The organism is Variovorax sp. GW823-FHT04F07 (assembly GCF_058795995.1).
On sequence record NZ_JBXAIG010000002.1, the window covers coordinates 1,284,330 to 1,307,359 of the forward strand.

Annotated in this window: 18 protein-coding genes; 5 read left to right on the forward strand and 13 right to left on the reverse strand. The window is 68.2% G+C overall.

What is annotated here, in order from left to right:
- Window positions 1–44: 44 nt before the first annotated feature.
- From ccsB to AC1RAA_RS15195, 3 genes are all read right to left on the reverse strand, one after another.
- Entirely contained in the window at window positions 45–1,364 is a 1,320-nt protein-coding gene (ccsB, locus tag AC1RAA_RS15185; RefSeq protein ID WP_095743751.1) for a c-type cytochrome biogenesis protein CcsB, read from the reverse strand.
- Window positions 1,361–3,541, reverse strand: a complete 2,181-nt coding sequence (locus tag AC1RAA_RS15190; RefSeq protein ID WP_492728427.1) for a cytochrome c biogenesis protein ResB — start codon at window positions 3,539–3,541, stop codon at window positions 1,361–1,363. Before AC1RAA_RS15190 ends, ccsB begins: the two co-directional genes overlap by 4 nt.
- 121 nt (window positions 3,542–3,662) lie before the next feature.
- A complete protein-coding gene (locus AC1RAA_RS15195) occupies window positions 3,663–4,334 on the reverse strand; it encodes a c-type cytochrome (RefSeq protein WP_062471798.1) in 672 nt (223 codons plus the stop codon).
- A 71-nt stretch (window positions 4,335–4,405) separates the two neighbouring features.
- Between AC1RAA_RS15195 and yihA the strand changes: the two genes are divergently transcribed.
- Together yihA and AC1RAA_RS15205 are read left to right on the forward strand one after the other, a co-directional pair.
- Window positions 4,406–5,143, forward strand: coding sequence for a ribosome biogenesis GTP-binding protein YihA/YsxC (yihA, locus tag AC1RAA_RS15200; RefSeq protein WP_307584259.1), 738 nt, complete (start codon window positions 4,406–4,408; stop codon window positions 5,141–5,143).
- Between the two features lie 90 nt (window positions 5,144–5,233).
- On the forward strand, window positions 5,234–6,145 hold the full coding sequence (locus AC1RAA_RS15205) for an alpha/beta fold hydrolase (RefSeq protein ID WP_492728425.1): 912 nt from the start codon (window positions 5,234–5,236) through the stop codon (window positions 6,143–6,145).
- 95 nt (window positions 6,146–6,240) lie between these two features.
- On the opposite strand, the gene AC1RAA_RS15210 is transcribed toward AC1RAA_RS15205, so the two are convergent.
- Window positions 6,241–7,125 carry an LpxL/LpxP family acyltransferase gene (locus AC1RAA_RS15210; RefSeq protein WP_492728423.1) on the reverse strand — a complete coding sequence of 295 codons (885 nt, stop codon included), beginning with the start codon at window positions 7,123–7,125 and terminating at the stop codon, window positions 6,241–6,243.
- Window positions 7,122–8,021: a lysophospholipid acyltransferase family protein gene (locus AC1RAA_RS15215; protein WP_492728422.1), complete on the reverse strand. Its 900-nt coding sequence runs from the start codon at window positions 8,019–8,021 to the stop codon at window positions 7,122–7,124. Before AC1RAA_RS15215 ends, AC1RAA_RS15210 begins: the two co-directional genes overlap by 4 nt.
- Window positions 8,022–8,253: 232 nt before the next feature.
- On the opposite strand from AC1RAA_RS15215, the gene metK reads away from it, so the two are divergent.
- The gene (metK, locus tag AC1RAA_RS15220) at window positions 8,254–9,438 is read left to right on the forward strand and encodes a methionine adenosyltransferase (protein WP_062471813.1); all 1,185 of its coding nucleotides are present in this window, start codon (window positions 8,254–8,256) and stop codon (window positions 9,436–9,438) included.
- Between the two features lie 74 nt (window positions 9,439–9,512).
- Here the strand turns inward: metK and AC1RAA_RS15225 are convergent, their stop codons facing one another.
- The 4 genes from AC1RAA_RS15225 to AC1RAA_RS15240 are packed head-to-tail and all read right to left on the reverse strand — an operon-like array spanning window position 9,513 to window position 15,200.
- Window positions 9,513–11,639, reverse strand: coding sequence for a TonB-dependent receptor domain-containing protein (locus AC1RAA_RS15225; protein ID WP_492728420.1), 2,127 nt, complete (start codon window positions 11,637–11,639; stop codon window positions 9,513–9,515).
- A 37-nt stretch (window positions 11,640–11,676) separates the two neighbouring features.
- Complete coding sequence (locus AC1RAA_RS15230) at window positions 11,677–11,889, reverse strand: hypothetical protein (protein ID WP_070059960.1); 213 nt, start codon at window positions 11,887–11,889, stop codon at window positions 11,677–11,679.
- The gene (locus tag AC1RAA_RS15235; RefSeq protein WP_492728418.1) at window positions 11,886–13,073 is read right to left on the reverse strand and encodes a PepSY-associated TM helix domain-containing protein; all 1,188 of its coding nucleotides are present in this window, start codon (window positions 13,071–13,073) and stop codon (window positions 11,886–11,888) included. Before AC1RAA_RS15235 ends, AC1RAA_RS15230 begins: the two co-directional genes overlap by 4 nt.
- 30 nt (window positions 13,074–13,103) lie before the next feature.
- Window positions 13,104–15,200, reverse strand: coding sequence for a TonB-dependent siderophore receptor (locus tag AC1RAA_RS15240; RefSeq protein ID WP_492728416.1), 2,097 nt, complete (start codon window positions 15,198–15,200; stop codon window positions 13,104–13,106).
- A 174-nt stretch (window positions 15,201–15,374) separates the two neighbouring features.
- Here AC1RAA_RS15240 and AC1RAA_RS15245 point away from each other — a divergent pair, with 174 nt between their 5' ends.
- Together AC1RAA_RS15245 and AC1RAA_RS15250 are read left to right on the forward strand one after the other, a co-directional pair.
- Window positions 15,375–16,967 carry a phospholipase D family protein gene (locus AC1RAA_RS15245; RefSeq protein ID WP_095747449.1) on the forward strand — a complete coding sequence of 531 codons (1,593 nt, stop codon included), beginning with the start codon at window positions 15,375–15,377 and terminating at the stop codon, window positions 16,965–16,967.
- 271 nt (window positions 16,968–17,238) lie between these two features.
- The gene (locus AC1RAA_RS15250) at window positions 17,239–19,419 is read left to right on the forward strand and encodes a TonB-dependent receptor (RefSeq protein WP_492728413.1); all 2,181 of its coding nucleotides are present in this window, start codon (window positions 17,239–17,241) and stop codon (window positions 19,417–19,419) included.
- 7 nt (window positions 19,420–19,426) lie between these two features.
- On the opposite strand, the gene AC1RAA_RS15255 is transcribed toward AC1RAA_RS15250, so the two are convergent.
- Genes AC1RAA_RS15255 through AC1RAA_RS15270 form a run of 4 tightly spaced genes read right to left on the reverse strand, consistent with a single transcriptional unit; the run spans window position 19,427 to window position 23,030 of the window.
- Window positions 19,427–20,116, reverse strand: coding sequence for an amino acid ABC transporter permease (locus AC1RAA_RS15255; protein ID WP_139700985.1), 690 nt, complete (start codon window positions 20,114–20,116; stop codon window positions 19,427–19,429).
- Window positions 20,116–20,853 carry an amino acid ABC transporter permease gene (locus AC1RAA_RS15260; protein ID WP_492728412.1) on the reverse strand — a complete coding sequence of 246 codons (738 nt, stop codon included), beginning with the start codon at window positions 20,851–20,853 and terminating at the stop codon, window positions 20,116–20,118. The genes AC1RAA_RS15255 and AC1RAA_RS15260 overlap by 1 nt, the downstream gene beginning before the upstream one ends.
- A gap of 55 nt (window positions 20,854–20,908) precedes the next feature.
- Window positions 20,909–21,835 carry a transporter substrate-binding domain-containing protein gene (locus AC1RAA_RS15265; protein WP_492728411.1) on the reverse strand — a complete coding sequence of 309 codons (927 nt, stop codon included), beginning with the start codon at window positions 21,833–21,835 and terminating at the stop codon, window positions 20,909–20,911.
- A 22-nt stretch (window positions 21,836–21,857) separates the two neighbouring features.
- On the reverse strand, window positions 21,858–23,030 hold the full coding sequence (locus AC1RAA_RS15270) for a trans-sulfuration enzyme family protein (RefSeq protein WP_492728409.1): 1,173 nt from the start codon (window positions 23,028–23,030) through the stop codon (window positions 21,858–21,860).

Genomic DNA, 23,030 nt, shown 5'->3' on the forward strand with positions numbered 1-23,030 from the left:
CGGCGCGTGGTTTCAATTCTTCGCAAAAGGCGCCAGGCCTGCGCTTACAGCGTGCCGTAGCTGTGCAGCCCGCTCAGGAACATGTTCACGCCGAGGAAGGCGAAGGTGGTCACGGCCAGGCCGGCCAGCGCCCACCAGGCCGCCACGGTGCCGCGCAGGCCCTTCACGAGGCGCATGTGCAGCCAGGCCGCGTAGTTGAGCCAGACGATCAGCGCCCAGGTTTCCTTCGGGTCCCAGCTCCAGTAGCCGCCCCAGGCATCGGCCGCCCACAGGGCGCCGAGCACGGTCGCGATGGTGAAGAAGGCGAAGCCGACGGTGATCGACTTGTACATGACGTCGTCGAGCACCTCGTTGGCCGGCAGGCGCGCCGCGATGCGCTTGCGCCCCAGCAGGATGCCCGCGGCGATCAGCGCCGAGATGCCCGCGTAGATCACCCAGTAGCTGCCGCCGGCTTCCTGCACGCGCTGGCGGAAGGCCACCGGCACGAAGCACAGCGCCACGCCCAGGAGCCAGATCGGCGTGAGCTTGTACCAGCGGGTTTCGCTCGCCTGTTCCTTGATGAGGTAGGCGAAAGCCACCATGGCCGCGAGCGCGAAGGTGCCGTAGCCGATGAAGTTGGCGGGCACGTGCAGCTTCATCCACCAGCTCTGCAGCGCGGGCACCAGCGGCTGGATCTCGTGCGCCTCGCGCACGATCGTGTACCAGAGCAAAAAGCCCACCGCCGCGCTCACCACCAGCATCACGAAGGCACCCAGCGCGCGCGTGTTGTAGCGCTCTTCGAAGTACAGGTAGAACGCCGCCGTCAGCCAGCAGAACAGCACGAACACTTCGTACAGGTTGCTCACCGGGATGTGGCCGATGTCCGGGCCGAGCTGGTGGCTTTCGTACCAGCGCACCATGGTGCCGATCAGCGCCATCGTCACGGCCGCCCAGGCCAGGCGGGAGCCGATCAGGTCGAAGGTGTCGGCCTGCTGCTTGCCGGCGGCGAAGCCGATCCAGTAGAACAGCGTGCTCATGAAGAACAGCACGCTCATCCAGAGGATGGCCGACTGGCTCGACAGGAAGTACTTGAGCCAGAACACCGAGTCGGCGCGCGCCAGGTCGCCCTGGTAGGAGCTGATGGCCAGCAGCGAGGCCGCGGCCACCACCAGCGTCAGCACCCGCAGCGGGCGCCAGAACCAGCAGATGCCGATAACCGAAATCAGCGCGGCCACCAGGATCGGCTTTTCGTAGCTGTCCATCGAGCCGGCGTGGCGCATGAAGGCGAACGCGCCGCCGGCCAGCACCAGCGCCGCGAACACCCAGTCGAACAGGTTGCGGCGGGAGAGCCAGCTTTCGTGGAGCGTGAGGGTCGTGGTGTTCATGGTGACGCCGGTTCTTCTTTCTTCAGGGCGAGCAACCTGTGCTTCAGGTGCTCAAATTCGCGATCGCTGTCCAGGGTCTTGCGGTTGACCGAGAACGCCATCGTGGCGACCGTTTCGCGGCCGTCGTTGTCTCCAGAGGCGCCGCCGCCGGGTGTCAGCCACACCCACAGGCGGCGCTCGCGCACGTACAGCATGGCAAAAATACCGACGATCAGCAACAGACACCCCAGATAGACGATGTTCTTGCCAGGGGCGCGCGCCACCTGGAAGACACTGGCCTGCACCTGGGTGAAGTCGGTCATCATCATCGCGACCGGCGCCGGGTAGAAGTGCGCGTCGCTCAGGGCCAGCACGGCCTGCGTCAGGTAGCCCTGCGATTTCTCGTCGTTCGGCAGCGCGGCCAGGCCGGCGCCTTCGCGGCTCAGGTTGAGCACCTCGAACAGCACGTCGTTGAGGATGCGCACCAGCACCGTGCCGGCGCGCTCGCGCTCGGCCTCGGGCACGTTGGCTTCCATGAATTCGGCAATCGCCTGCCAGCCGCCCTGCGACGCGGCGTCGGCCTTGGCGCGCTCGGCGCCCGAGAACAGCGCCAGCGCACGGGCGGCCGACACGCGCAGCTGCTCGGCCATTTCGGGGCGCTTGGGGTCGGTCGCCTTGGCGATGTAGCGCTGGATGGCGCGCTCGCGCGTGGCAGCGTCGCCCAGCGCGGTGCGCATGCGCACGAAGCCGTCCATCGAGCCTTGCTCGTCGGCCGGCACGCGCAGGTAGCGGAACGGCTCCTCGGGTTTCTCGCGCATGCCCAGCAGGAACACCGGCTGGCCGTCGCCGGCGTCGACCGGCACCATGTAGTTCTGGTACTCGCGCGCCTGGCCGGCCGCGTCGCGCAGCTTGTAGCCGATGCTCGGGCCGATGTTGCGCAGCACCTTGGGCTTGTTGGTCTTGTTGGCGGCGCCCAGGCGCGACTCGATGCCGTGGCGCAGGTCGACCTTGCGCACGTCGGCGCCGCTGCCCATCGCACCGCCATCGGCGAAGTTCTCGACGTTGATCACGCGCAGCGCAGCGTACTCGAGCGTGAGCTTGTCCTTGCCGTTGGTGATCTCGGTGCTCGGGCCGCCGATGATGCCCTCGACCTCGAAAGGCTTGGCCGCGGCCGCCATCGGCACCGCCTTGAGCTTCACCGTGGAGCCGCCGTCGTCGAAGCTCGACTGGTAGATCTCCACGCCCTTGTAGCTGGCCGGATGGTTCACCTCGATGCGCGCGGGCACCTGCTCGCCGCTCTCGCGGTCGTGCAGCACCACCTCGCTGGCGAACAGCTTGGGCATGCCGGTCGAGTAGTAGTCGACGATGAACTTCTTCAGCTCGATGGTGAACGGCAGCTCCTGCAGCAGCACGCCGTCGGCCTGGTTCAGGATGGCCACGTTGCCCCGCCCGCCCTCGGGCACGAGGATGTTGCCGCGGAAGGTCGGGTTGGCGGTCGACAGGCGGTGCTCGGGCGCCACGTCGGCGATCATGCCGCCGCCCGTGAACACGCTCTTGCCGTTGAACCAGGTCTGGGCGCGCACCACCAGGTCGCCGTCGAGCAGGCCGCCGATGCACACCAGCACGATGGCGCTGTGCGCCGCGATGTAGCCCAGCTTGTGCGCGCCGCCGGCGCGCGCAGCCACCATCCAGCCCGCCGCGGCCTTGCCGTCGGCGCTGGCGTTGCGCTGCTGCAGCTTGACCTTCCAGCCGCCGCTCACGAGCAGCTGGCCGATGCGGTTGGCCGCCATGTCGGGCGTTTCCGCCAGCCGGTTCTCGGCGCGCTGGCCGAAGGCCTTCAGGCTCTGCGCGCGGATGTCTTCCTTGAAGGTGCGCAGGTCGATCAGGATGCGCGGCGTGTTGCGCGCGACGCACAGCGACGTGCTGATCACCAGGAACAGCAGGATCAGCAGGAACCACCAGGCGCTGTAGACCGAGTCGAGCCGCGCCGTGCGGAACAGCTCGGCCCAGAAGGGCCCGAACTGGTTGATGTAGTTGTTGATCGGCTCATGCTGCTTGAGCACGGTGCCGATGATCGAGGCGATGCAGATGACCGTGAGCAGCGCGATCGCGAAGCGCATCGACGACAGCAGTTCCACCGCGGCGCGAAGCAGCTGCGGGCCGCGATGCACGCGAAGGCCATGGGTGGAAACGGTCATCGGAAGGGAACCAGGAAAGGAGAAAAAAACAAAAGGGCGGGCCATCCTCCTGGATCGGCCCGCCCTTTGTTTGGGATTTTTATCGGCGGTTAGTTCACGCTGGACAGCGCGACAGCGGAAATCAGCGCAGGCCGGCGATGTAGTCGGCCACGGCCTTGATTTCGCGGTCGTTGAGCTTGGCGGCCACGCCGTTCATGGGCGAGCTGTTCAGGCGGACGTTGTCGCGGAAGGCCACGAGCTGGGTCACGGTGTAGTCGGCGTGCTGGCCGCCCAGGCGCGGGTACTGGGCCGGGAGGCCGGCACCGTTCGGGCTGTGGCAGCCGGCGCAGGCCGGGATCTGGCGATCGCCGATGCCGCCGCGGTAGATCTTCTCGCCGAGGGCGACCGTGTCCTTCTCCTTCGAGAAGCCCGGCTTGATCTTCTTGGAGCCGACGAACCAGGCGATGTTGCGCATGTCTTCTTCGGACAGCGCCGAGGCCAGCGGCTTCATGATGGCGCTCTTGCGCTTGCCGGACTTGAAGTCCTGCAGCTGCTTGAGGATGTATTCGGGGTGTTGTTGCGCCAGCTTGGGGTTGGCTGCGATGGCCGAGTTGCCGTCCGCGTTGTGGCACGAAGCACAGCTTTGGCTGTTGGCCGGCGTCGCGTTGAACAGCGTGTCGCCCTTGGCGGGATCGGGCTTGGCCGGCTTGGCGGCTGCCGCTGCGGGGGCAGCTGCATGCTCATCGGCTGCAAAACTCGCGCTGGCTGCGACGCCCATGAGGGCTGCAAGCAGAATATTGGCAAACAACTTCATATCGGGGGCTTCGAATTTATGGCGCAAAACCCCGCGATTCTACAATGGCGCCCCGTTCCGAAAGCCCATTGATGACCTCCCCGCGCGCCAAGTCCGCCGCTTATCCTCCCCGCGCGGCCCCTGCCGTGGACCCGCAGGTCGCTGAACGCGAGCGCGTGGCCCTCGGTTGGCTGCACACCGCCCACTTCCTGACCAGCGCTCCGCAGCTGGAGCACCTGCCCCCGGTCGACCTGCCCGAGATCGCTTTTGTCGGCCGATCCAACGCCGGCAAATCGACCGCCATCAACACCCTGACGCAGCAGACACGGCTGGCCTTCGCCTCGAAGACGCCGGGCCGCACGCAGCACATCAACCTGTTCGGCATCGGCAAGCAGAAGGTCGACGACGCCGTGCTGGCCGACCTGCCCGGCTACGGCTACGCGGCCGTGCCGAAGGAAGCCAAGCTGCGCTGGCAGCGCGTGATGGGGAACTACCTCATGACGCGCGAAAGTCTGCGCGGGGTTGTCCTGATGTGCGATCCGCGCCACGGCATGACCGAGCTCGACGAGATCCTGCTCGACGTGATCCGCCCGCGCGTCGAGCAGGGCCTGAAATTCCTCGTGCTGCTGACCAAGTCCGACAAGCTCACCCGCACCGAAGCCGCCAAGGTGCTGTCGATTACGCGACTGAACGCCGGCGGCGGCGAGGTCAAACTGTTCTCGGCCCTGAAGAAGCAAGGGGTCGGCGAAGCGGCCGAGCTGCTGTGGCGCTGGGTGCACCCCGACGACGCCGCGCCAGCGCCCGCGCCGCCACCGGCCGACGACGCCTGATGCGCTAGAAGACCCGGCTGCATCGAGCGTCCCGCCTGCGAAGTCCACTATCAAAACAATAGCGACAGTCAACCCAAGGAGACACGAAGCATGATCGAGACCTTCCAACGCAGCCTGCCCAACGGCACCACCCTGAGCTGCCGCGCGGCCGGCAAGCCGGGCCAGCCGCTGATGGTGTTCCTGCACGGCTTTCCCGAGGCCGCGTTCATCTGGGACGAGCTGCTCGCCTACTTCTCGGACCCGGCCCACGGCGGCTACCGCTGCGTGGCGCCCAACCTGCGCGGCTTCGAGAAGTCCAGCGCGCCCACGGAAGTGGCCGACTACAAGGCCCACCTGCTGATCCAGGACATCCAGCAGCTCGTGGCCACCGAGAGCGCCGACGGCACCATGGCCGCGCTGGTGGCCCACGACTGGGGCGGCGCCTTCGCCTGGGGCTACGCCAACGCCTTCCCGCAGCAGGTCGGCAAGCTGGTCATCATCAATTCGCCGCACCCGGGCACCTTCACGCGCGAGCTGCGCAACAACCCGGCGCAGCAGCAGGCCAGTGCCTACATGCACTTCCTGGCGCGCCCCGACGCCGAAGCCCTGCTCGCGGCCGACGACTTCAAGCGCATGTGGCCCTTCTTCCTGCTGATGAAGGCCGGCCCGGACGGCTTCGGCTGGCTCACCGAAGAGGTGAAGCAACAGTACCGCGAGGTCTGGAGCGCGGGCCTCACGGGCGCCTGCAACCTGTACCGCGTGACGCCGATGAAGCCGCCACTGCCAGGCCAGTCGATCGACAGCATTCCGGTGCTGCCGCGCGAACGCCTCACAGTGACCATGCCGACCTTCGTGTTCTGGGCGCTCGACGACGCGGCGCTGCTGCCGGGCCTGCTCGAAGGGCTGGAAGAGTACGTGCCCCAGCTCGAAGTCAAGAAGGTGCCGAACGCCACCCACTGGATCGTGCACGAGCAACCGCAGCTGGTCGCGCGCGAGATCGAGGGCTTCCTGGCCCGCAATTGAGGCGGCCGCCGCCGGGCCGCCCCAAGGCGGGCCGCGCCTCCCCCTCGGGGGGTGGAGTTACACGCAGCGAAGCGAAGTGAAAAGCCGGGGGGCTTTCAATAGATCGGCGGCTCGCCCTCGGGGCGGGTCTTGAACCGGCGATGCACCCAGTAGTACTGGGACGGCATCGTGTCGATGTAGCCCTGCAGGCGCTCGTTCATGAGCGCCGTGTCGGCCTCGACGTCGTCGGTCGGAAAGTTCTGCCACGCCGGCAGCACCTGAATCTCGTAGCCGCCCGGCGTGAGCTTCGCCACCACCGGCACCACCTTGGCCTTGCCCAGGCGCGCGAAGCGCGACAGCGACGGCACGGTGGCCGCCTGCACGCCGTAGAAGGGCACGAAGATGGTCTGGTCGCGCCCGAAATCCATGTCGGGCAGCAGGTACAGCAGGCCGCCCTTGCGCAGCCCCGCGAGGATGGGCTTGATGCCGTCCACCCGGTTGAGCGCCGCCACGTCGCCGAAGCGTGTGCGGCCTTCGCGGATCCAGGCATCGACCATCGGGTCGCGCTGGGTCGTGTAGATCGTGGCCGAGGGGCGCGCCGTGTGCATGGTGAGCGCGGTGGCCGCGGCGTCGAGGCCGTAGAAGTGCGGCGCGAACAGGATCATCGGCGCCTCGCCCTCGGCGATCTCGCGGATTTCCGAGGCAGAACCGACGATCTTCAGCCGGCTCTTCACCACCTTCTCGGGCGCATGCCACAGCCAGCTGCGGTCCAGCCACGACTGCGCGACAAAGACGAAGGTCTCGCGCGCGATGGCGCGGCGCTCGGCCTCCGATTTCCCGGGGAAGCACAGGGCCAGGTTCCGGTCGACCACGCGCCGCCGCGGCACGGCGATGGTGTGCAACAGGCGGCCGAGAACCCTGCTGAAGCCGCGCACGAGCGGCAAGGGCAGCGGGGCCAGCACGCGCATGAAGCCGATACCGAGTCGGGAGCTGAGGCTCATGGCGCGGCGCCTCCCGCGGCGTTGGCCACCACAGCGGGTTCGCCGCGCGGCTCCTTGTAGCGCGCGTAGTCCCAGACGTACTGGCCGGGCAGGCTGTGGATCAGACGGCCGATGCCGTCGTTCATGGCGGCGGCGGCGTCTTCGATGGAGGCCTCGGGGTCGGTGAGCGCGGTGCCGACGATCGGCTCGAAGCGGATCACGTAGCCCGCGCCGCGCGGCAGGCGCTCGCACACGCTGAGGAAGCAGGCGGCGCCGGTCTGTTGGGCCAAACGGGGAAGCAGGGTCATGGTGTAGGCGGGGCGGCCGAGGAAAGGCGCCCACACGCCCTGCCCCAGCGGCGGCACCTGGTCGGGCAGGATGCCGGTGTAGCCGCCGCTGCGCAGCGTGCGGATCAGGCCGCGCACGCCGGTGTTGTTGGTCGGCAGGGTCTGCAGGCCGGGCCGGTCGCGCGAACCCGCGGCGATCAGGTCGGCCATCCATTTCTTGCGCGCCGGGCGGAACAGCGCGGTGATCGGCCCGAAGTCCGGGAGAAAGCGCTCGCCGATGGCCTGGCCGCACATCTCCCAACTGCCCAGGTGCGGCGCCACGAGGATCACGCCCTTTTTCGCACGCATCGCGGCCTCGAAGGCCTCGACGCCTTCCCAGCGCACCACGCGCGTCAGCACGCTCTCGCCCTGCGGGCGCAGCCACAGCCAGGGCAGCTCGGACGCCATGTGGCCGGCGGCGGCGATGGCGGGACGGTACTGCGCGGGCGAGAAGCCGGCGCTCTCGGCATTGGCCTTGAAGCGGCGGCGGTAGTCCGGCGCACACCACCAGACCAGCCATCCCAGCAAGGCGCCGAGCCGATGCATCAACGGCATCGACACGCGGGCAAGCAGGCGGAACAGGGTGATCATTGAACGGGGAGGGGGAGAGAGTCAGGGAGGGTCAAAAGGCGGACGCGCGCGCATGGTATTGCGCGGCTCGAATAGAATGCAAATTGTCGCCGAGTTACGGAACAACTTGCAGGGCGACACCCACAAGCGCGAATGCGATTGTGTCCCGTCGATTCATCGACATCTGCTAAAGCGTTCGCCAGGGCTCCGCAGAGTTGGCAACGCGCCAATTGAACTTCAAGGAGTGACCACAGTGGCGAACGACTTTCTCTTTACTTCCGAATCGGTTTCCGAAGGCCATCCCGACAAGGTCGCGGACCAGATCTCGGACGCGATCCTCGACGCGATCTTCGAACAAGACCCCCGCAGCCGCGTCGCCGCCGAAACGCTGACCAACACCGGCCTCGTGGTGCTTGCCGGCGAGATCACGACCAACGCGCACGTCGACTACATCCAGGTCGCGCGCGACACGATCAAGCGCATCGGCTACGACAACACCGAGTACGGCATCGACTACAAGGGCTGCGCGGTGATGGTCTGCTACGACAAGCAGTCCAACGACATCGCCCAGGGCGTGGACCACGCCTCCGACGACCACCTGAACACCGGCGCCGGCGACCAGGGCCTGATGTTCGGCTACGCCTGCGACGAGACGCCCGAGCTGATGCCCGCGCCGATCTACTACGCACACCGCCTCGTGGAGCGCCAGGCCCAGCTGCGCAAGGACGGCCGCCTGCCCTTCCTGCGCCCCGACGCCAAGAGCCAGGTCACGATGCGCTACGTGGACGGCAAGCCCCACAGCATCGACACCGTGGTGCTCTCCACGCAACACAGCCCCGACCAGAGCGAAACGCCGACCAAGATGAAGGCCTCGTTCAACGAAGCCATCATCGAAGAGATCATCAAGCCCGTGCTGCCCAAGGAATGGCTGCAGAACACGCGCTACCTGATCAACCCGACCGGCCGCTTCGTCATCGGCGGCCCGCAGGGCGACTGCGGCCTCACCGGCCGCAAGATCATCGTCGACACCTACGGCGGCGCCTGCCCGCACGGCGGCGGCGCGTTCTCGGGCAAGGACCCGTCGAAGGTCGACCGCTCGGCCGCCTACGCCGCGCGCTACGTGGCCAAGAACATCGTGGCCGCCGGCCTGGCGCGCCAGTGCCAGATCCAGGTGGCGTACGCCATCGGCGTGGCCCAGCCGATGAACATCACGGTCTACACCGAAGGCACCGGCGTGATCCCCGACGAGAAGATCGCCGAGCTCGTGCGCGAGCATTTCGACCTGCGTCCGAAGGGCATCATCCAGATGCTCGACCTGCTGCGCCCGATCTACCAGAAGACCGCCGCCTACGGCCACTTCGGCCGCGAAGAGCCCGAGTTCACCTGGGAAGCCACGACGCAAGCCGCTGCACTGCGCGCTGCGGCCGGCCTCAAGTAAGCACTGCGACTACCGGGTTTCAAGGCCCGCCGTCCCCTCGGGGCGGCGGGCCTTTTCATTTCATGGCGCGTTCTTCAGAAGCGGTACGCGCCGCTCAGGCCCACCGTCCAGTTGCGCCCCGGCGCGGGCTCGTAGAAGCGCGCATTGCCTTCGTTGACGATGACCGAGCCCATGTAGCGCCGGTCGAACAGGTTGTCGACGCGCGCGAAGGCGTTGAAGTCCCAGCGCTCCCACTTCTTCAGGTAGCCGGCGTACAGCGCCGCCACGGCGTAGCCGTGCGCGCTCGCGGTGTTCAGGTCGTTGGCCTGGATGCGGCTCAGTGCGCGCATCTCGACACCCGCGCGCCAGCCTTCGGGCGGCACCCAGCCGAGCGAGGCGAACAGCGATTGCCGCGCGATGCCCGGGATGCGGTTGCCCGCGTTCACGGCATTGCCGCCCGCGCAGGGCGACGGCGAGCAGAACGCATCGCGGTAGGTCGCGTCCAGCCAGGTGTAGGCGACCTGCGTGCGCCAGTGGTCGGCCGTTTCGTGCTGCCAGCCCAGCTCGAAACCGTTGCGCCGCGTGCGCCCCGCGTTCTGGAAGGTGGCGCGGCCGCCGCTGTTGGTGGCGGTGACGATCTCGTCGCGCGTGCGGGTGTGGAACAGCGCCGCCGTCAGCAGGCCGCCAGCCAGCCGCGCCTTCGCGCCCACCTCGAGGCTGTCGTTCACCGAAGGCCGCAGCCCGAAGTTGAGCCCGCTGGCACCGCCCGGGCGGTACGACAGCTCGTTGAGCGTCGGCGTCTCGAAGCCCCGGCCGACCGAGCCGTACACCGCGAGATCGGGCGTGGCCTGGTAGCGCAGCGAGGCCACGGGCAGGGTCTTGCTGTAGCTCGCGCTGCCGCTGTCGTCGCGGTTGGCACCACCGATGTAGAGGTCGTGCGAATCGAAGTGCACACGGCTGCGACGCACGCCGGCCTCGAGCGTCCAGCGCTCCGCGAAGCGCCAGGCCGCCTGCGCATAGGGGTCGAGGTTCCAGACCTCGTTGCGCTCGTTGCGGCGCAGGCGCCCCTGCACGCCCAGCAGCGGCGCGGCCACCGGGCCCAGGTAGTTCTCGTAGCCGCGGCGGCGCTCGCGCAGGCTGTCGTAGCCCAGGCCCGCCACGAGGTCGAAGGGCCGGTCGGCCAGCTGCAGCGCGGCGGTCCAGCGCAGGTCGACGCCGCCGTACTGGCGCGAGAGGTCGATCACGCCGCCCGCGTGCAGCGGACTCTGCTGCGCGGACGGCGGGATCGACTGGAACTGCACCGTCTTGCGCTCGCCGCCATAGACCATGAACTGCAGCGCCTGCTCGGCATTGAGGCGCCGCTCGTAGCGCAGGCCGACCTGCGTCTGCTCGACCGTCTTGCGCGTGTCGTACTGCAGCGCCAGCGGCGCCTTGCGCGGTGCCTGCGCGACCTGCTCGGCCGTCAGGCCCAGCGGGTCTTGCGCCTCGATGCGCACGCTGTTGAACACCAGCGTGAGCTTGTCGCCGTTGTCCAGCGCGATGCCCAGCTTGCCGTTCGCGATGTTGCGCCGCGCGGCACTCTGCTCGCGCCAGCCGTCGGTGCGAAAGTGGCTCGCGCCGAGCAGGTAGTCGACCGCGCCCTGCGAGCCGCTCAGCTGCAGCGACTGGCGCCAGCTGCCGAAGCTGCCGCCCGCCAGCGCATACGACAGGCGCGGTGCGCCCTCCCCCGAGGCCGTGAACGCCTGCACCACGCCGCCCGACGAATTGCCGTACAGCGCCGAGAACGGCCCGCGCAGCACCTCGACGCGGTCGACCGAGCCGATGTCGATGTTCGAGGTCTGCCCCTGCCCGTCGGGCAAGGTGGCCGGAATGCCGTCGACGTACAGGCGCACGCCGCGCACGCCGAAGGTCGAGCGCGCGCCGAAGCCGCGCACCGACAGCTGCAGGTCCTGCGCGTAGTTCATGCGGTTCTGCACCTGCAGGCCCGGCACGGCGCCCAGGCTTTCGGACAGGTTGACCTGCATCCGGCTGTCGCGCATCTCGTCGCCTTCGACGCGGTCGACCGAGCCGGGCACGAGGAACGGAGACAGCGTGCCGCGCGGCGTCGAAACGGTGACATCGCGCAGCGTGCCAGCCGGCGACGTGGCGGGTTGCTGGCCGTGCACGGCCAGCGGAGCGCCCAGGATCAGGAGGCGAAGCGGGTAGGAGAGTGCGGCATTCATCGGCACCGATTCTGCGTCGGTGCCCTGCCCCTTTCGCCTAGCGCGAACCCGTGCGCGGCGACCGGCGCCAGCCGTACCAGGCGCACACGAGCACCGGAATGCCCAGGCCCACCCAGGCCACCATGTCGCCGAGGCCGCCGTCGCTGAACAGCGCAGTGATGAGGCCGACGGTGGTCATCACCCCCAGCGCGATCGGCCAGCCCCACATGCGCCAGAAGGACTGGTGCGGTGCCTTGTGGTGCGTCGTCATGCCTGCACCTTCATGGCCGGTGCCGGGTCAGGCTGCGGGCCCGATACCGTGGCGGGCGCCGCAGTCGTCGTGGTCGTCCGTGCCGGCACGGTGTTGCCGCGCTTGAGCCACAGGTACAGCCCGCTGCCCAGCACGATGATGGTCGCGATGTCCAGCAGCGCCCACAGGATCTGCATCGGCATGCCGCCGTAGTCGCCGAAGTGCAGCGGCTGCGACACCAGCAGGCCCGTGAGGTACCACGGCATCTTCGGCGCCGCCGTCACCTCCGCCGTCTTGGCATCGACCAACACCGGCTGCAGCAGCTTCGAGGTGAAGGGCTCGTTGCCGCGCAGGAAGAAGGTCGTGTGGTGCGGGCTCGAGAACGAGGTGCCCGGGAAGGCGATGAACGACAGCTTCATGCCGGGCGCCTTCTGCATCGCACCTTCCATCGAGCGCTGCAGCGAGCCGCGCTCGGCCACCGGCACCACCGGCTCGTTCTTGTAGGGCGCGAGCAGCGTGCTGAGCTGGTCGTACTGCCAGTACTTGATGATCAGGTCGGCCCAGGTGTTGATCATGCCGGTGGAGCCCACTACGAACAGCCACACCAGCGTGACGATGCCCAGCAGGTTGTGCAGGTCGAGCCACTTCAGGCGCGGGCGCTTCTCGCGCCGCACGGTACCGAAGTCGAGCTTGCGCATGAACGGCGAATACAGCACCACACCCGAGACGATGGCCACCAGCAGCAGCAGTCCCATGAAGCCCAGGAACAGCTTGCCCGGCAGCCCGGCGAACAGGTCGACGTGCAGCTTGAACATGATGTACATGAAGCCCTGGCTGAACTCCGGCTGCGCCAGCACGACGCCGGTGCGCGCATCGACCGCCACCGACTTGAAGTCTTCGGTGGGTTCGGGCGTGGGCGTGAGCGTGACGAACCACAGGCCGTCGTCGTCCTCGGGCTGCGAGACGAACTGCACCACGCGGTCGGGGTGCTTGGCGCGGCCGATCTCGACCACCTTGTCCAGGCTGATGCGCGGCGTGTTCGCCGGCATCTTCGGCGCCTCGACCTCGGTGCCCAGCAGGTGGCCGATCTCGTGGTGGAAGATCAACGGCAGGCCGGTGATGCACAGCAGCAGCATGAACACCGTGCACACGAGGCTGCTCCACTTGTGCACCCAGGCCCAGGTCTTGATCTTTCGGCTGTCCATGTCGTCGTGCGTCGTTGGGTGGAGAAAAGGCTAGAAGCGGTAGGTGGCGCTCGCCACGATGTTGCGTCGCGCACCGTACCAGCAGTCGCCGCGCGACAGGCAGGTGCTGAAGTACACCTTGTCCGTCACGTTGTTGATGTTGAGCGCATAGCGCCACTGGGCCGTATCGTAAGCAAACACCAGGTCGGCCAGCGCCACACCGGGGATGCGCGGGCCGGTGCCGAACTGGGTGTCGCGGAACGAACTCATCACGCGCACGCCGGCGCCGGCCGAGAAGCCGCTCATGCCGGCCACCGAGAACCTGTACTTGGCCCAGAAGCTGGCCTGGTGCTTGGGCAGGCCTTCGATCTGCGCGTCGGCGTCGGTGTAGTTGTAGTGGGCGATCAGGTCGAGGTTGGGGCCCACCGAGCCCTTGGCTTCCAGTTCCACGCCCCGGGTCTTGGTCAGGCCGCGCTGCGAGAACACCTTCGGCTGCTCTTCGACGATCTGGTTCTTCTCGCGCAGGTCGTACACCGCGGCGCTGAAGGCCATGGCGCGATTCTTCGGCTCGTACTTGACGCCCGCTTCCCACTGCTCGCCGCGCAGCGGCGAGAAGATGCGGCCTTCGCGCGGCGACTGCGGCGTGAACGACTCGCTGTAGCTCAGGTACGGCGACCAGCCCGAGGGATGGGCGTACATCACGCCCAGTCGCTTGGTGGTGGCGCTGCTCTTTTGCTCGTCGCTGCCGGCGGCGCTGGACACGGCCCGGTCATGACGCAGGCCGGCCACGAAGATCCAGTTGTCGAGCTTGATCTGGTCCTGCAGGTACAGGCCGGTCTGGCGCTGGCGGGTGCGCGGACGCGCCACGCGCTCGGGTTCGTCCACGTGGCCGTACACCGGCGCATAGAGGTCGATGGTGTCGACGGTGGTGCCGCCCCAGACGTTCTCGCGCTGGCGCGCGAAGTCCGCGCCCACGAGCAGCGTGTGCTGGAGCGCGCCGGTCTGGAAGTGGCCCTCGACGTGGTTGTCCAGGGTCTGCGTGCGGTTTCGGGTCAGCTGGCTGTCGAAGTAGCGGGGGAACACGCGCTTGAAGATCGGGTCGGTCGACCAGCTGTCGAAGCCGCTGAACGCGCCGCCGTAGTGGTAGCGGTTGTCGTTTTCGTTCTTCGCGTAGCGGAAGTTCTGGCGCACGGTCCAGCTGTCGTTGAACTTGTGCTCGAACTGCCAGCCGAAGGTCTGGCGCTCGCTGTTGTAGTAGTCGCCGGCCTCGCCGATGAAGCGGCTGGCGGGCACGCGGCCGTTCGGGTTCGGCAGCAAGGTGCCTTCCCACGGCAGGAACTGCGAGCTGCTGCCGCTCTTGTCCTTCTGCCACAGGCCCTGCAGCGTGAGCGAGGTCGCCGCGTTGGGGCGCCAGGTGAGCGAGGGCGCGATCACGCTGCGGTCGTCGGGCACGTTGTCCACTTGCGAATCGGACTTGCGCTGCAATGCGATCAGCCGGTACGACAGCGAGCCGTCGGCGTTCAGCGGACCGGTGAGGTCGGCCTGCACCTGCTTGCGGCCGAAGCTGCCGAACTGCACGCCCACCTCGCGCTGGGCCTCCTGCAGCGGCCGCTTGCTGACCATGTTGACCACGCCCGCCGCGGTGCCCGCGCCGAACAGCATGCCCGAGGGGCCGCGCAGCACTTCGAGGCGCTCCAGCGTGTAGGGCTCGGTGCGCGTGGTGCTGGTGTAGTAGCCGTAGGCCTGGCGAAGGCCATCGAGGTAGATGTCGGGGTAGGCGCCGCGCACGCGGATCGAGTCGGTGCGCGAGTCGACGCCGTAGGCGTCGGAGCGCACGCCCGCCGCGTAATTGAGGGCGTCCTGCAGGTTGTTGGCGCCCTGGTCGACCATCTGGTCGCGCGTGATCACGGTGACGGACTGCGGCGTTTCCGACAGCGGCGTGTCGGTCTTGGTGGCGGTGACGGCGTTCTTCGCGCGGTAGCCGATCACGGGCGAGGTGGCGGTTTCGGCTTCGGCATTCGCATCGACGCGCACTTCGGGCAGCGACCCCGTGCCGCCCGTTTGCGCCAGAACGTGCTCCTGCGCGTAGATCGCCAGACAGCCCACCAGCACCGAAGCGGCCCTGCGCCGCGCCCTCATTCTTGCCATGTTTTTATTGCCCATTGAACACTATTGATAACAATTCGTATTCTATTGTCAAGAAAGTCGCGGTCCACGGGTTTTCCAGCACACGGGGGCGAAGCGTTGCAAAACCGCCGCGGTCGCCGTCGCGAGCCGGGCTACGATGCCGCCCGCACGCCCTTGCGTGCGCTGACAGGCCCCATGCTCAAGCTCCTCGCCTCGTTGTTTCCTGCGCTGCGCGGCCCGGCGCTGGTGCTGGTCGTGCTGGTGCTCACCGGCTGCGCCGGCCTGCCGCCGCGCCTGCCCGATGGGCCGCCCTCGATCGCCATTCCCGCTTCGTCCGCCACCCCGCTCGGCCACGCCGCCGCCAGCCTCGACTCACCGCCCGACGGGCTGTCGAGCATGCGGCCGCTGATCGAGGCCTCGTTCGCGCTCGATGCGCGGCTGGAGCTCATCCGCCGCGCCCGGGCCTCGCTCGACGTGCAGACCTACCAGCTCGGCAACGACAAGACCGGCCGCCTCCTGCTGCGCGAACTGCGCGACGCCGCCCGGCGCGGCGTGCGCGTGCGGCTGCTGCTCGACGACTTCTACACCGCCGGCATGGACCGCCTGCTGCTCGGGCTGGCCGCAGAGCCCAACGCGCAGGTGCGGCTGTTCAACCCCTTCGTGAACGCGCGCGACCATTCGTCGCTGCGCTGGCTCGAGTTCTTCGGCGATTTCAGGCGGCTCAACCACCGCATGCACAACAAGCTGTTCATCGCCGACGGGGCCATGGCCATCGCCGGCGGGCGCAACCTCGCGGACGAGTATTTTTTGCGCAGCGAGAGCGCCAACTTCATCGACTTCGAGCTGCTGCTGGCCGGCCCGGTGGTGCCGCAGTCGGCCGGGATCTTCGACACCTACTGGAACAGCGACGTGGTCTACCCGCTGCAGCGCATGGCCGGCACGACGCTCACGCCCGACGAGCTCAAGGCCGCCTTCGACGCCGCGACCTCGCCCGCCTTTGCGCCCCTGCCCGACCCGCTGGCCGCCACCGACCTGCTGGGCGACCTGCCGCTGGGCGCGCAGCTGGACAACATCGGCGAGACGCGCTGGATCCGCGCCGAAGCCGCCGCCACCGCCGACAGTCCGAACAAGGCCCTGGGCACGATGGCGCGCCCGCAGGAGTCGCTGGCGCAGCGCTTCCACGAGATGCTGGGCGCCGCGAAGTCGAACGTGGTGGTGATCTCGCCCTACTTCATTCCCGGCGACGAGGGCATGGAGCGCATCCGCATGGGCCGCGACCACGGCCTGAGCATCACCGTGGTCACCAACTCGCTGGCCGACAGCGACGAGCCGCTGGTGAACATCAACTACAACCGCTACCGCGTCGACATGCTCAAGCTGGGCGTGAACCTGTACGAGGTGAGCACGCAGCAGCTCAAGCGCAGCGGCCAGTTCCGCAGCCTGCTCAAGAAGGCGCGCGGGCGCCTGCACGCCAAGCTGGCGCTGGTCGACCGCCAGTGGGTGCTGCTGGGCTCGATGAACCTCGACCCGCGCTCGGCCCTGCTGAACACCGAGTTCGGCGTGCGCGTGCGCAGCTTCGAGCTCACGCAGGCGCTGCTCTTCGCCTACCAGCTGGACGACATGGAAGGCGTGTACCGCGTCGTGCTCAAGCCCGACGGCCAGAACGTGCAATGGATCGGCACCGGCGACGTGCACAACGAAGTGCTCGACAGCGAGCCCGACTCCAGCATGCTCACGCGCCTGCAGCTGCTGCTGTTCTCGTGGTTCGTGCCGACCGACCAGCTGTGAGCGGCGGGCGGGCGGCCCCGCGTCGCATCCTCGCCACAAATGCAAACGCCTCGCATTTAGCTCTTTAGAATTCAGCCCGCCGCGTCCAGCGGCCGTCATGGCGTCCCGCCACGGAGCTTCTTCCGTCCGCGCTGCGCCATTGCCTCACCCAGACATTTCCAGTTCAAGGCAGGGCACGACAACGCCCTTCGTCTCTCGCGACGAAGGGCGTTGTCGCGTACGGCTGCGCCTGCGCGGCGCCGCCCTCCAAGAACAAGCACAACCGGACAACATGAAGCCCTCCTCCCGCACCGCCACCCGCACCGCCACCCCCTCGCGCCCGCTGTGGCCCCTTTCGCTGCTGGCCGGCGCCGCCCTCGCGTCGCTGTCGGGCGTCGCGCTGGCACAGACTGCCGCCACGACGCTGAAGGAAGTCACCGTCAGCGCCGAGGACGACAAGGGCTACGCCCCCGCCGCCGCCAGCACCGCCACCAAGGGCAGCGCGCCGCTGCGCGACGTGCCGCAGGCCGTCAATGTGCTGCCCGAACAGCTGCTGCGCGACCAGGGCGCCGTGTCGATGCAGGACGCCCTGCGCAACGTGCCGGGCGTGAGCTTCAACCACGGCGACGGCCAGCGCGACCAGGTCGTGATCCGCGGCTTCAGCGGCATCTCCGACTGGTTCGTGGATGGCGTGCGCGACGACGCGCTGTACTTCCGCGACCTCTCGGACACCGAGCGCATCGAAGTGCTCAAGGGCCCGGCCGCCGTGCTCTACGGCCGCGGCTCCTCGGGCGGCCTGATCAACCGCGTGACCAAGAAGCCCGTGTTCGAGCGCCGCTTCGGCGAGGTCTCGCTGGGCCTGGGCAGCCACCACTACACGCGCAGCACGATCGACCTGAACACGCCCATCGGCGAGAACATGGCTTTTCGCCTGAACGTGGCGGGCGAGCAGTCGGACAGCTACCGCGACCAGCAGTTCACCGACCGCCACAACATCGCGCCCTCGCTGGCGATCAAGTTCAGCCCGCAGACCGACCTGCTGCTGCAGTACACCAACCTGCGCGACCAGCGCCTCACCGACTTCGGCATTCCGGCGCTCAACGGCCGCCCGGTCGACGTGCCCATCGGCGCCTACTACGGCTCGGCGCACGGCAAGCGCGACGACACCGTGACCAGCAAGGTGCAGACCTTCACCGCCACGCTGAACCATCGCTTCAGCGACGCGCTGAGCCTGCGCAACACCACGCGCTATTCGAGCTACCACCTGGACCGCAACAACACGCTGCCCAGCGGCACCACCGACCCGGTGCGCCTGACGGTGGGCCGCACGCGCGGCATCGTCGACCGCGACGAGAGCGGCTGGTTCAACCAGACCGACCTGACCTGGCGCAACGACCTCGGCGGCTTCAAGCAGGAGTGGCTGGTCGGCGCCGAGTTCGGCGTGCAGCGCAAGCGGCTGTTCAGCGTGTCTTCCGCCACAGGAGCGCAGCGCGTGAACCTGTTCAGCCCGGTGGCGGACCCGCTGCCGATCCCGCTGGCCACCTATCTCGCCGACGGCGCGATCCCGAGCAACAGCGAGTTCAAGACCGCGGCCGTGTACGTCCAGGACCAGATCACGCTGGCGCCGCACTGGAAGGCGTTGATCGGCGGGCGCTACGACGTGTTCAAGCAGGACACCAGCTTCGAGCGCAAGCTCGCGCCGCTGGAACGCACCGACCGCAAGTTCAGCCCGCGCGCCGGCGTGGTGTGGCAGCCCGACACGGTGCAGTCGTACTACGTGTCGTACAGCCGCTCGTTCCAGCCCTCGGGCGAGAACTTCGCGCTGTCCACCGGCAACATCGACAACGCGCCCGAGATCACCGTCAACAAGGAAATCGGCGCCAAGTTCGACCTGCTCGACGGCGGCCTGAACCTCACGACCGCGCTGTTCAACCTGGAGCGCTCGGGCATCAAGAACACCGATCCGAACAACCCGCGCCGCCAGATCAACGTCGGCACGCAGCGCACCAACGGCCTGGAACTCGCGCTCAACGGCCGCCTGCCGGGCCGCTGGGACGTGAGCGCGGGCTATGCCTACCTCGACGCGAAGATGACCAAGTCGCTCGCCACCGTGAGCTCGCTGCAGCTGCCCGTGGGCGCCGCGATCCCGGTGCAGGGCAAGACCGCCGCGCTCACGCCGCGCCACTCGGCCTTCGTGTGGGCCATGAAGGACCTCGGCCACGGCTTCAGCGCCGGCGGCGGCCTGAACTACGTCAGCGCGCGCTATGCCTCGCTGAGCAACCTCGTCACGCTGCCCTCGTACCTGACCGCCGACCTCGCGGCCAACTACAAGACCGAGCGCTACGAGATCGCGCTGAACCTGAAGAACATCGCGAACCGCAAGTACTACGTGTCGGCCCACGGCAGCGTGGACAACCTGATCCTGCCGGGACCGGGGCGCGAGGTGCAGCTGACCTTGCGCGCCAAGTTCTGAGAAAGCCTCAGGTCGCCGCCGCCGTGCGGCGCCGCTGCAGCCATGTGACCCACCAGGCGCCCGCCGTGCACAGCACCAGGTAGACGACGGCGACCAGAATGTAGACCTCGACCACGCGCCCGTCGCGTTGTCCCACCTTGCTGGCGGCGCCGAGAAAGTCGTTCAGGCTGATCACGTAGACCAGCGAGGTGTCCTTGAGCAGCGCGATGGTCTGGTTGATGAGCGAGGGCGTCATGTTGCGAAATGCCTGCGGCAGGATCACGTGCCGCAGGGCCTGCCCCGGCGACATCCCCAGCGACTGCGCCGCCTGCATCTGGCCGGCGCGCACGCTGCCGATGCCGGCGCGGATGATCTCGCAGTAGTACGCGGACTCCGCGAGCACGAACGCTACGAGCGCGGCGTAGATCGGCCCGACGCCGAGGTTCGGGTCGCCGGTCACGGCGCGCAGCACCACCGGCATCAGGAAGTAGATCCACAGGATCGTGAGGATCAGCGGGATCGAGCGGAACAGGTTCACGTACCCCGCCACGAGCGCCGCCACCGGCCGGGGCGCGAAGATCCGCGTGATCGCCAGCAAGGTTCCCAGGCCGATGCCCGCGGCCATGGAGGCCGCCACCAGCAAGGCGGTCATCTGCAGGCCCTGCAGCAGGTAGGGCCAGGCGCGCTGCAGGGCGACCCAATCGAAGTCGTAGCCCATCACGCGGCGCCCAGCAGACCGGGCACGCGCACCCGGCGCTCGATGCGGCGCATCAGCACGATCACGCCGTAGGTGATCGCCATGTAGATGAGCGTCGCCACGATGAAGGCCTCGAAGGGATGGGCGCTGAACTCGCTGAGCTGGCGCGTCTGCCCGGTGAGCTCCATGAGCCCGATCGTCAGCGCGACGGCCGAGTTCTTGAACACGTTCAGGAAGTCGGACGTCAGCGGCGGGATGACGATGCGCAGGGCCTGCGGCAGGATCACGTAGCGATAGGCCGCCACGGTTCCCAGGCCCATCGCCATGGCCGCCTGCTTCTGGCTGCGCGGCACCGACTCGATGCCCGCGCGCACCTGCTCGGCCGCCTTCGCCGCCGTGTAGAGCGTGAGGCCCACCAGCACGGTGAGGAACTGGTTCGCGGTCGGGTTCATCTGCTTGATCGCATGGCCCCAGGCGGTCGGCAACAGCTCGGGCACCACGAAGTACCAGAGAAACAGCTGCACCAGCAGCGGCGTGTTGCGAAAGCAGTGGATGTACACCGCCGACAGCGTGCGCGCCGTCCGGTGGGGCAGCGTGCGGGCCACGCCGGCGATCAGGCCCAGGCCCAATGCCAGCGTCCAGGCCAGCAGCGACAGCGCGACCGTCCACAGCAACCCGCGCACCAGCATCAGGCCGTACAGGCCCTCCCCCGTGACCGAGGGTTTGAAGAAGATCAACCAATCCCAGGTGTAGTGCATCGCGAAGGGTGCCGGGAGGCGGTTCGGTTCGTGAAGGGGTGGCCGCGTCCGCGCCTTACAGCGGCTGGTCGCTCGGATGGCGCACGAGCTCCTGCATGTCGGGCGACATCGGGAAGTTGACCGTCACGCTGCCCTTCACCGCGATGGGCTTGAGGAAGTACTTCTCGTACAACGCGGTGAACTCGCCCGATCGCATCATCCCGGTGATCACGCCGTCCACGAGTTTCTTGAACGCCGCGTCGCCCTTGCGCAGCATGCAGCCATAGGCCTCCTTCTGCTGCGGCACGCCGACCACCTCCCAGTCCGCTGGGTTCCTGGCGCGGGCGATGTTGCTGAACAGAATGATGTCGTCCTGCGTCGCGGCCACCGCGCGCCCCGTCTCCACGGTCAGGAAGTTCTCGTTGATGTCCTTGGCCAGGATGATCTGGATGCCCCACTTGTTCTTTTCGTTGAGCTGCCGCAGCATGCGCTCCGCCGTGGTGCCCGCGCTGACCACGACGTTCTTGCCCACGAGGTCGGCCCAGTGCTTGATGCCGGAGTTCTTGCGCACCAGCAGCCGCGCGCCCACGACGAAGAAGGTCGTCGAGAACGACACCTGGTTCTGCCGCTCGGCGTTGTTGGTGGTCGAGCTGCACTCCAGGTCGACCGTCTGGTTGGCCACCAGCGGGATGCGCGTCTGCGGCGTGACTTCCAGGGTCTTGACCTCCAGCCGGGCGAGCTGCAGGTCCTTCTTCACCTGGGCGACCACGCGCTGCGAAATTTCCCAGGCGAAGCCGGCCTGCTTGTTGTGGTCGTCCAGGTAGTTGAACGGGATCGAGGCGCCGCGCGTGGCCACCGTGATCGCCCCGGTGTCCTTGATCTTCTTGAGCGTGCCGTCCAGCGGCGATGCGGTCTGCGCGGCAACGCCGGCGCACAGCGCGAAGCCGGCCATGGCGAGGAAGGAACGGGTCAACGCGGCGTGAAGGGTCGGCTTGAAAGTCATCGCGGGCTCCAGGTGTCGGGGATCAGAGATCGAAACGCGTGGCGCAGGCGTCCAGCGCGCCCAGCAGCTCGTCGTGCAGGGCCTGGGGGTCGTCCAGGCCGATCGACAGGCGGATGACCGGCCCTTCGACGTCGCAGAAATTGCGCCTGGCGAGTTCTTCCGCCGGGTAGAAGGCCGCGATGCTGCGCACGCCGCCCCAGCTGGCGCCGATGGCAAAGCGCTTCAGGCCGGCGAACAGCGCCCGGTAGGCGTCGTAGGGGCAGTCCACGAGCTGCAGCGACATCACGCAGCCGGGCTGCGCGAAATCGCGCGCCCACAGCGCATGGTCCGGCGCGCCGGGCAGCGCCGGAAAGAGCATGCGGCGCACGAGGCGGTGCGCGGCGAGTTGCCCGGCGATCAGGCGCGCGCTGGCGGCCTGGCGCTCCATGCGCACCTGCATCGTGTCCAGGCCGCGAGCCACGAGGAAGCAGTCCTCCGGGCTCACGGCCAGCCCCATCAGCGACTGGAGGCTGCGCAAGGACCGGTACAGGCCTTCGTCCTGGGTGGTGACGCTGCCCATCAGCACGTCCGAATGCCCGCCCATGTACTTCGTGCATGCGTGAACGCACAGGTCGACGCCGTGCGCCAGCGCGGCAAAGCCCAGCGGGCTGGCCCAGGTGTTGTCGATGGCGGTCAGCACGCCACGGGCCCGCGCCACGGCGGTGATCGCCGGCACGTCCTCGACTTCCATCGTCACCGTGCCGGGCGACTCCAGCCAGATGAGCCGCGTGTTCGGGCGCACGAGGCGCTCGATGCCCGCGCCGATGCGCGGCGCATAGAACTCGACCTCGATGCCCAGCGCCTGCAGCCGTTCGACGGCGAAGGACTTGGCCAGGCCGTAGGCGGCATCGGTCATCAAGAGGTGGTCGCCCTGCTTGAGCAGTGCGAGCAGCACGCCGCAGATGGCCGCCTGTCCGGAAGGAAAGACGATGCCGTGCGCGGCGCCGTCCAGCTCGGCGATGCGCGCCTCGAGGGCGCGCTGCGTCGGCGTGCCCGTCGTGCCGTAGCTGAAGCCGTCCGGCAGGCGGGTGCGGCGATGCACGAAATCGTCGAGCGAGTCGAACACGACCGTGGAGGCGCGCCACACCGGCGGCACCAGGCTGGCGAAGGCGGCGTCCGCAGGGGACGTGCCGGGATGGGAAATGGATGGGTTCAC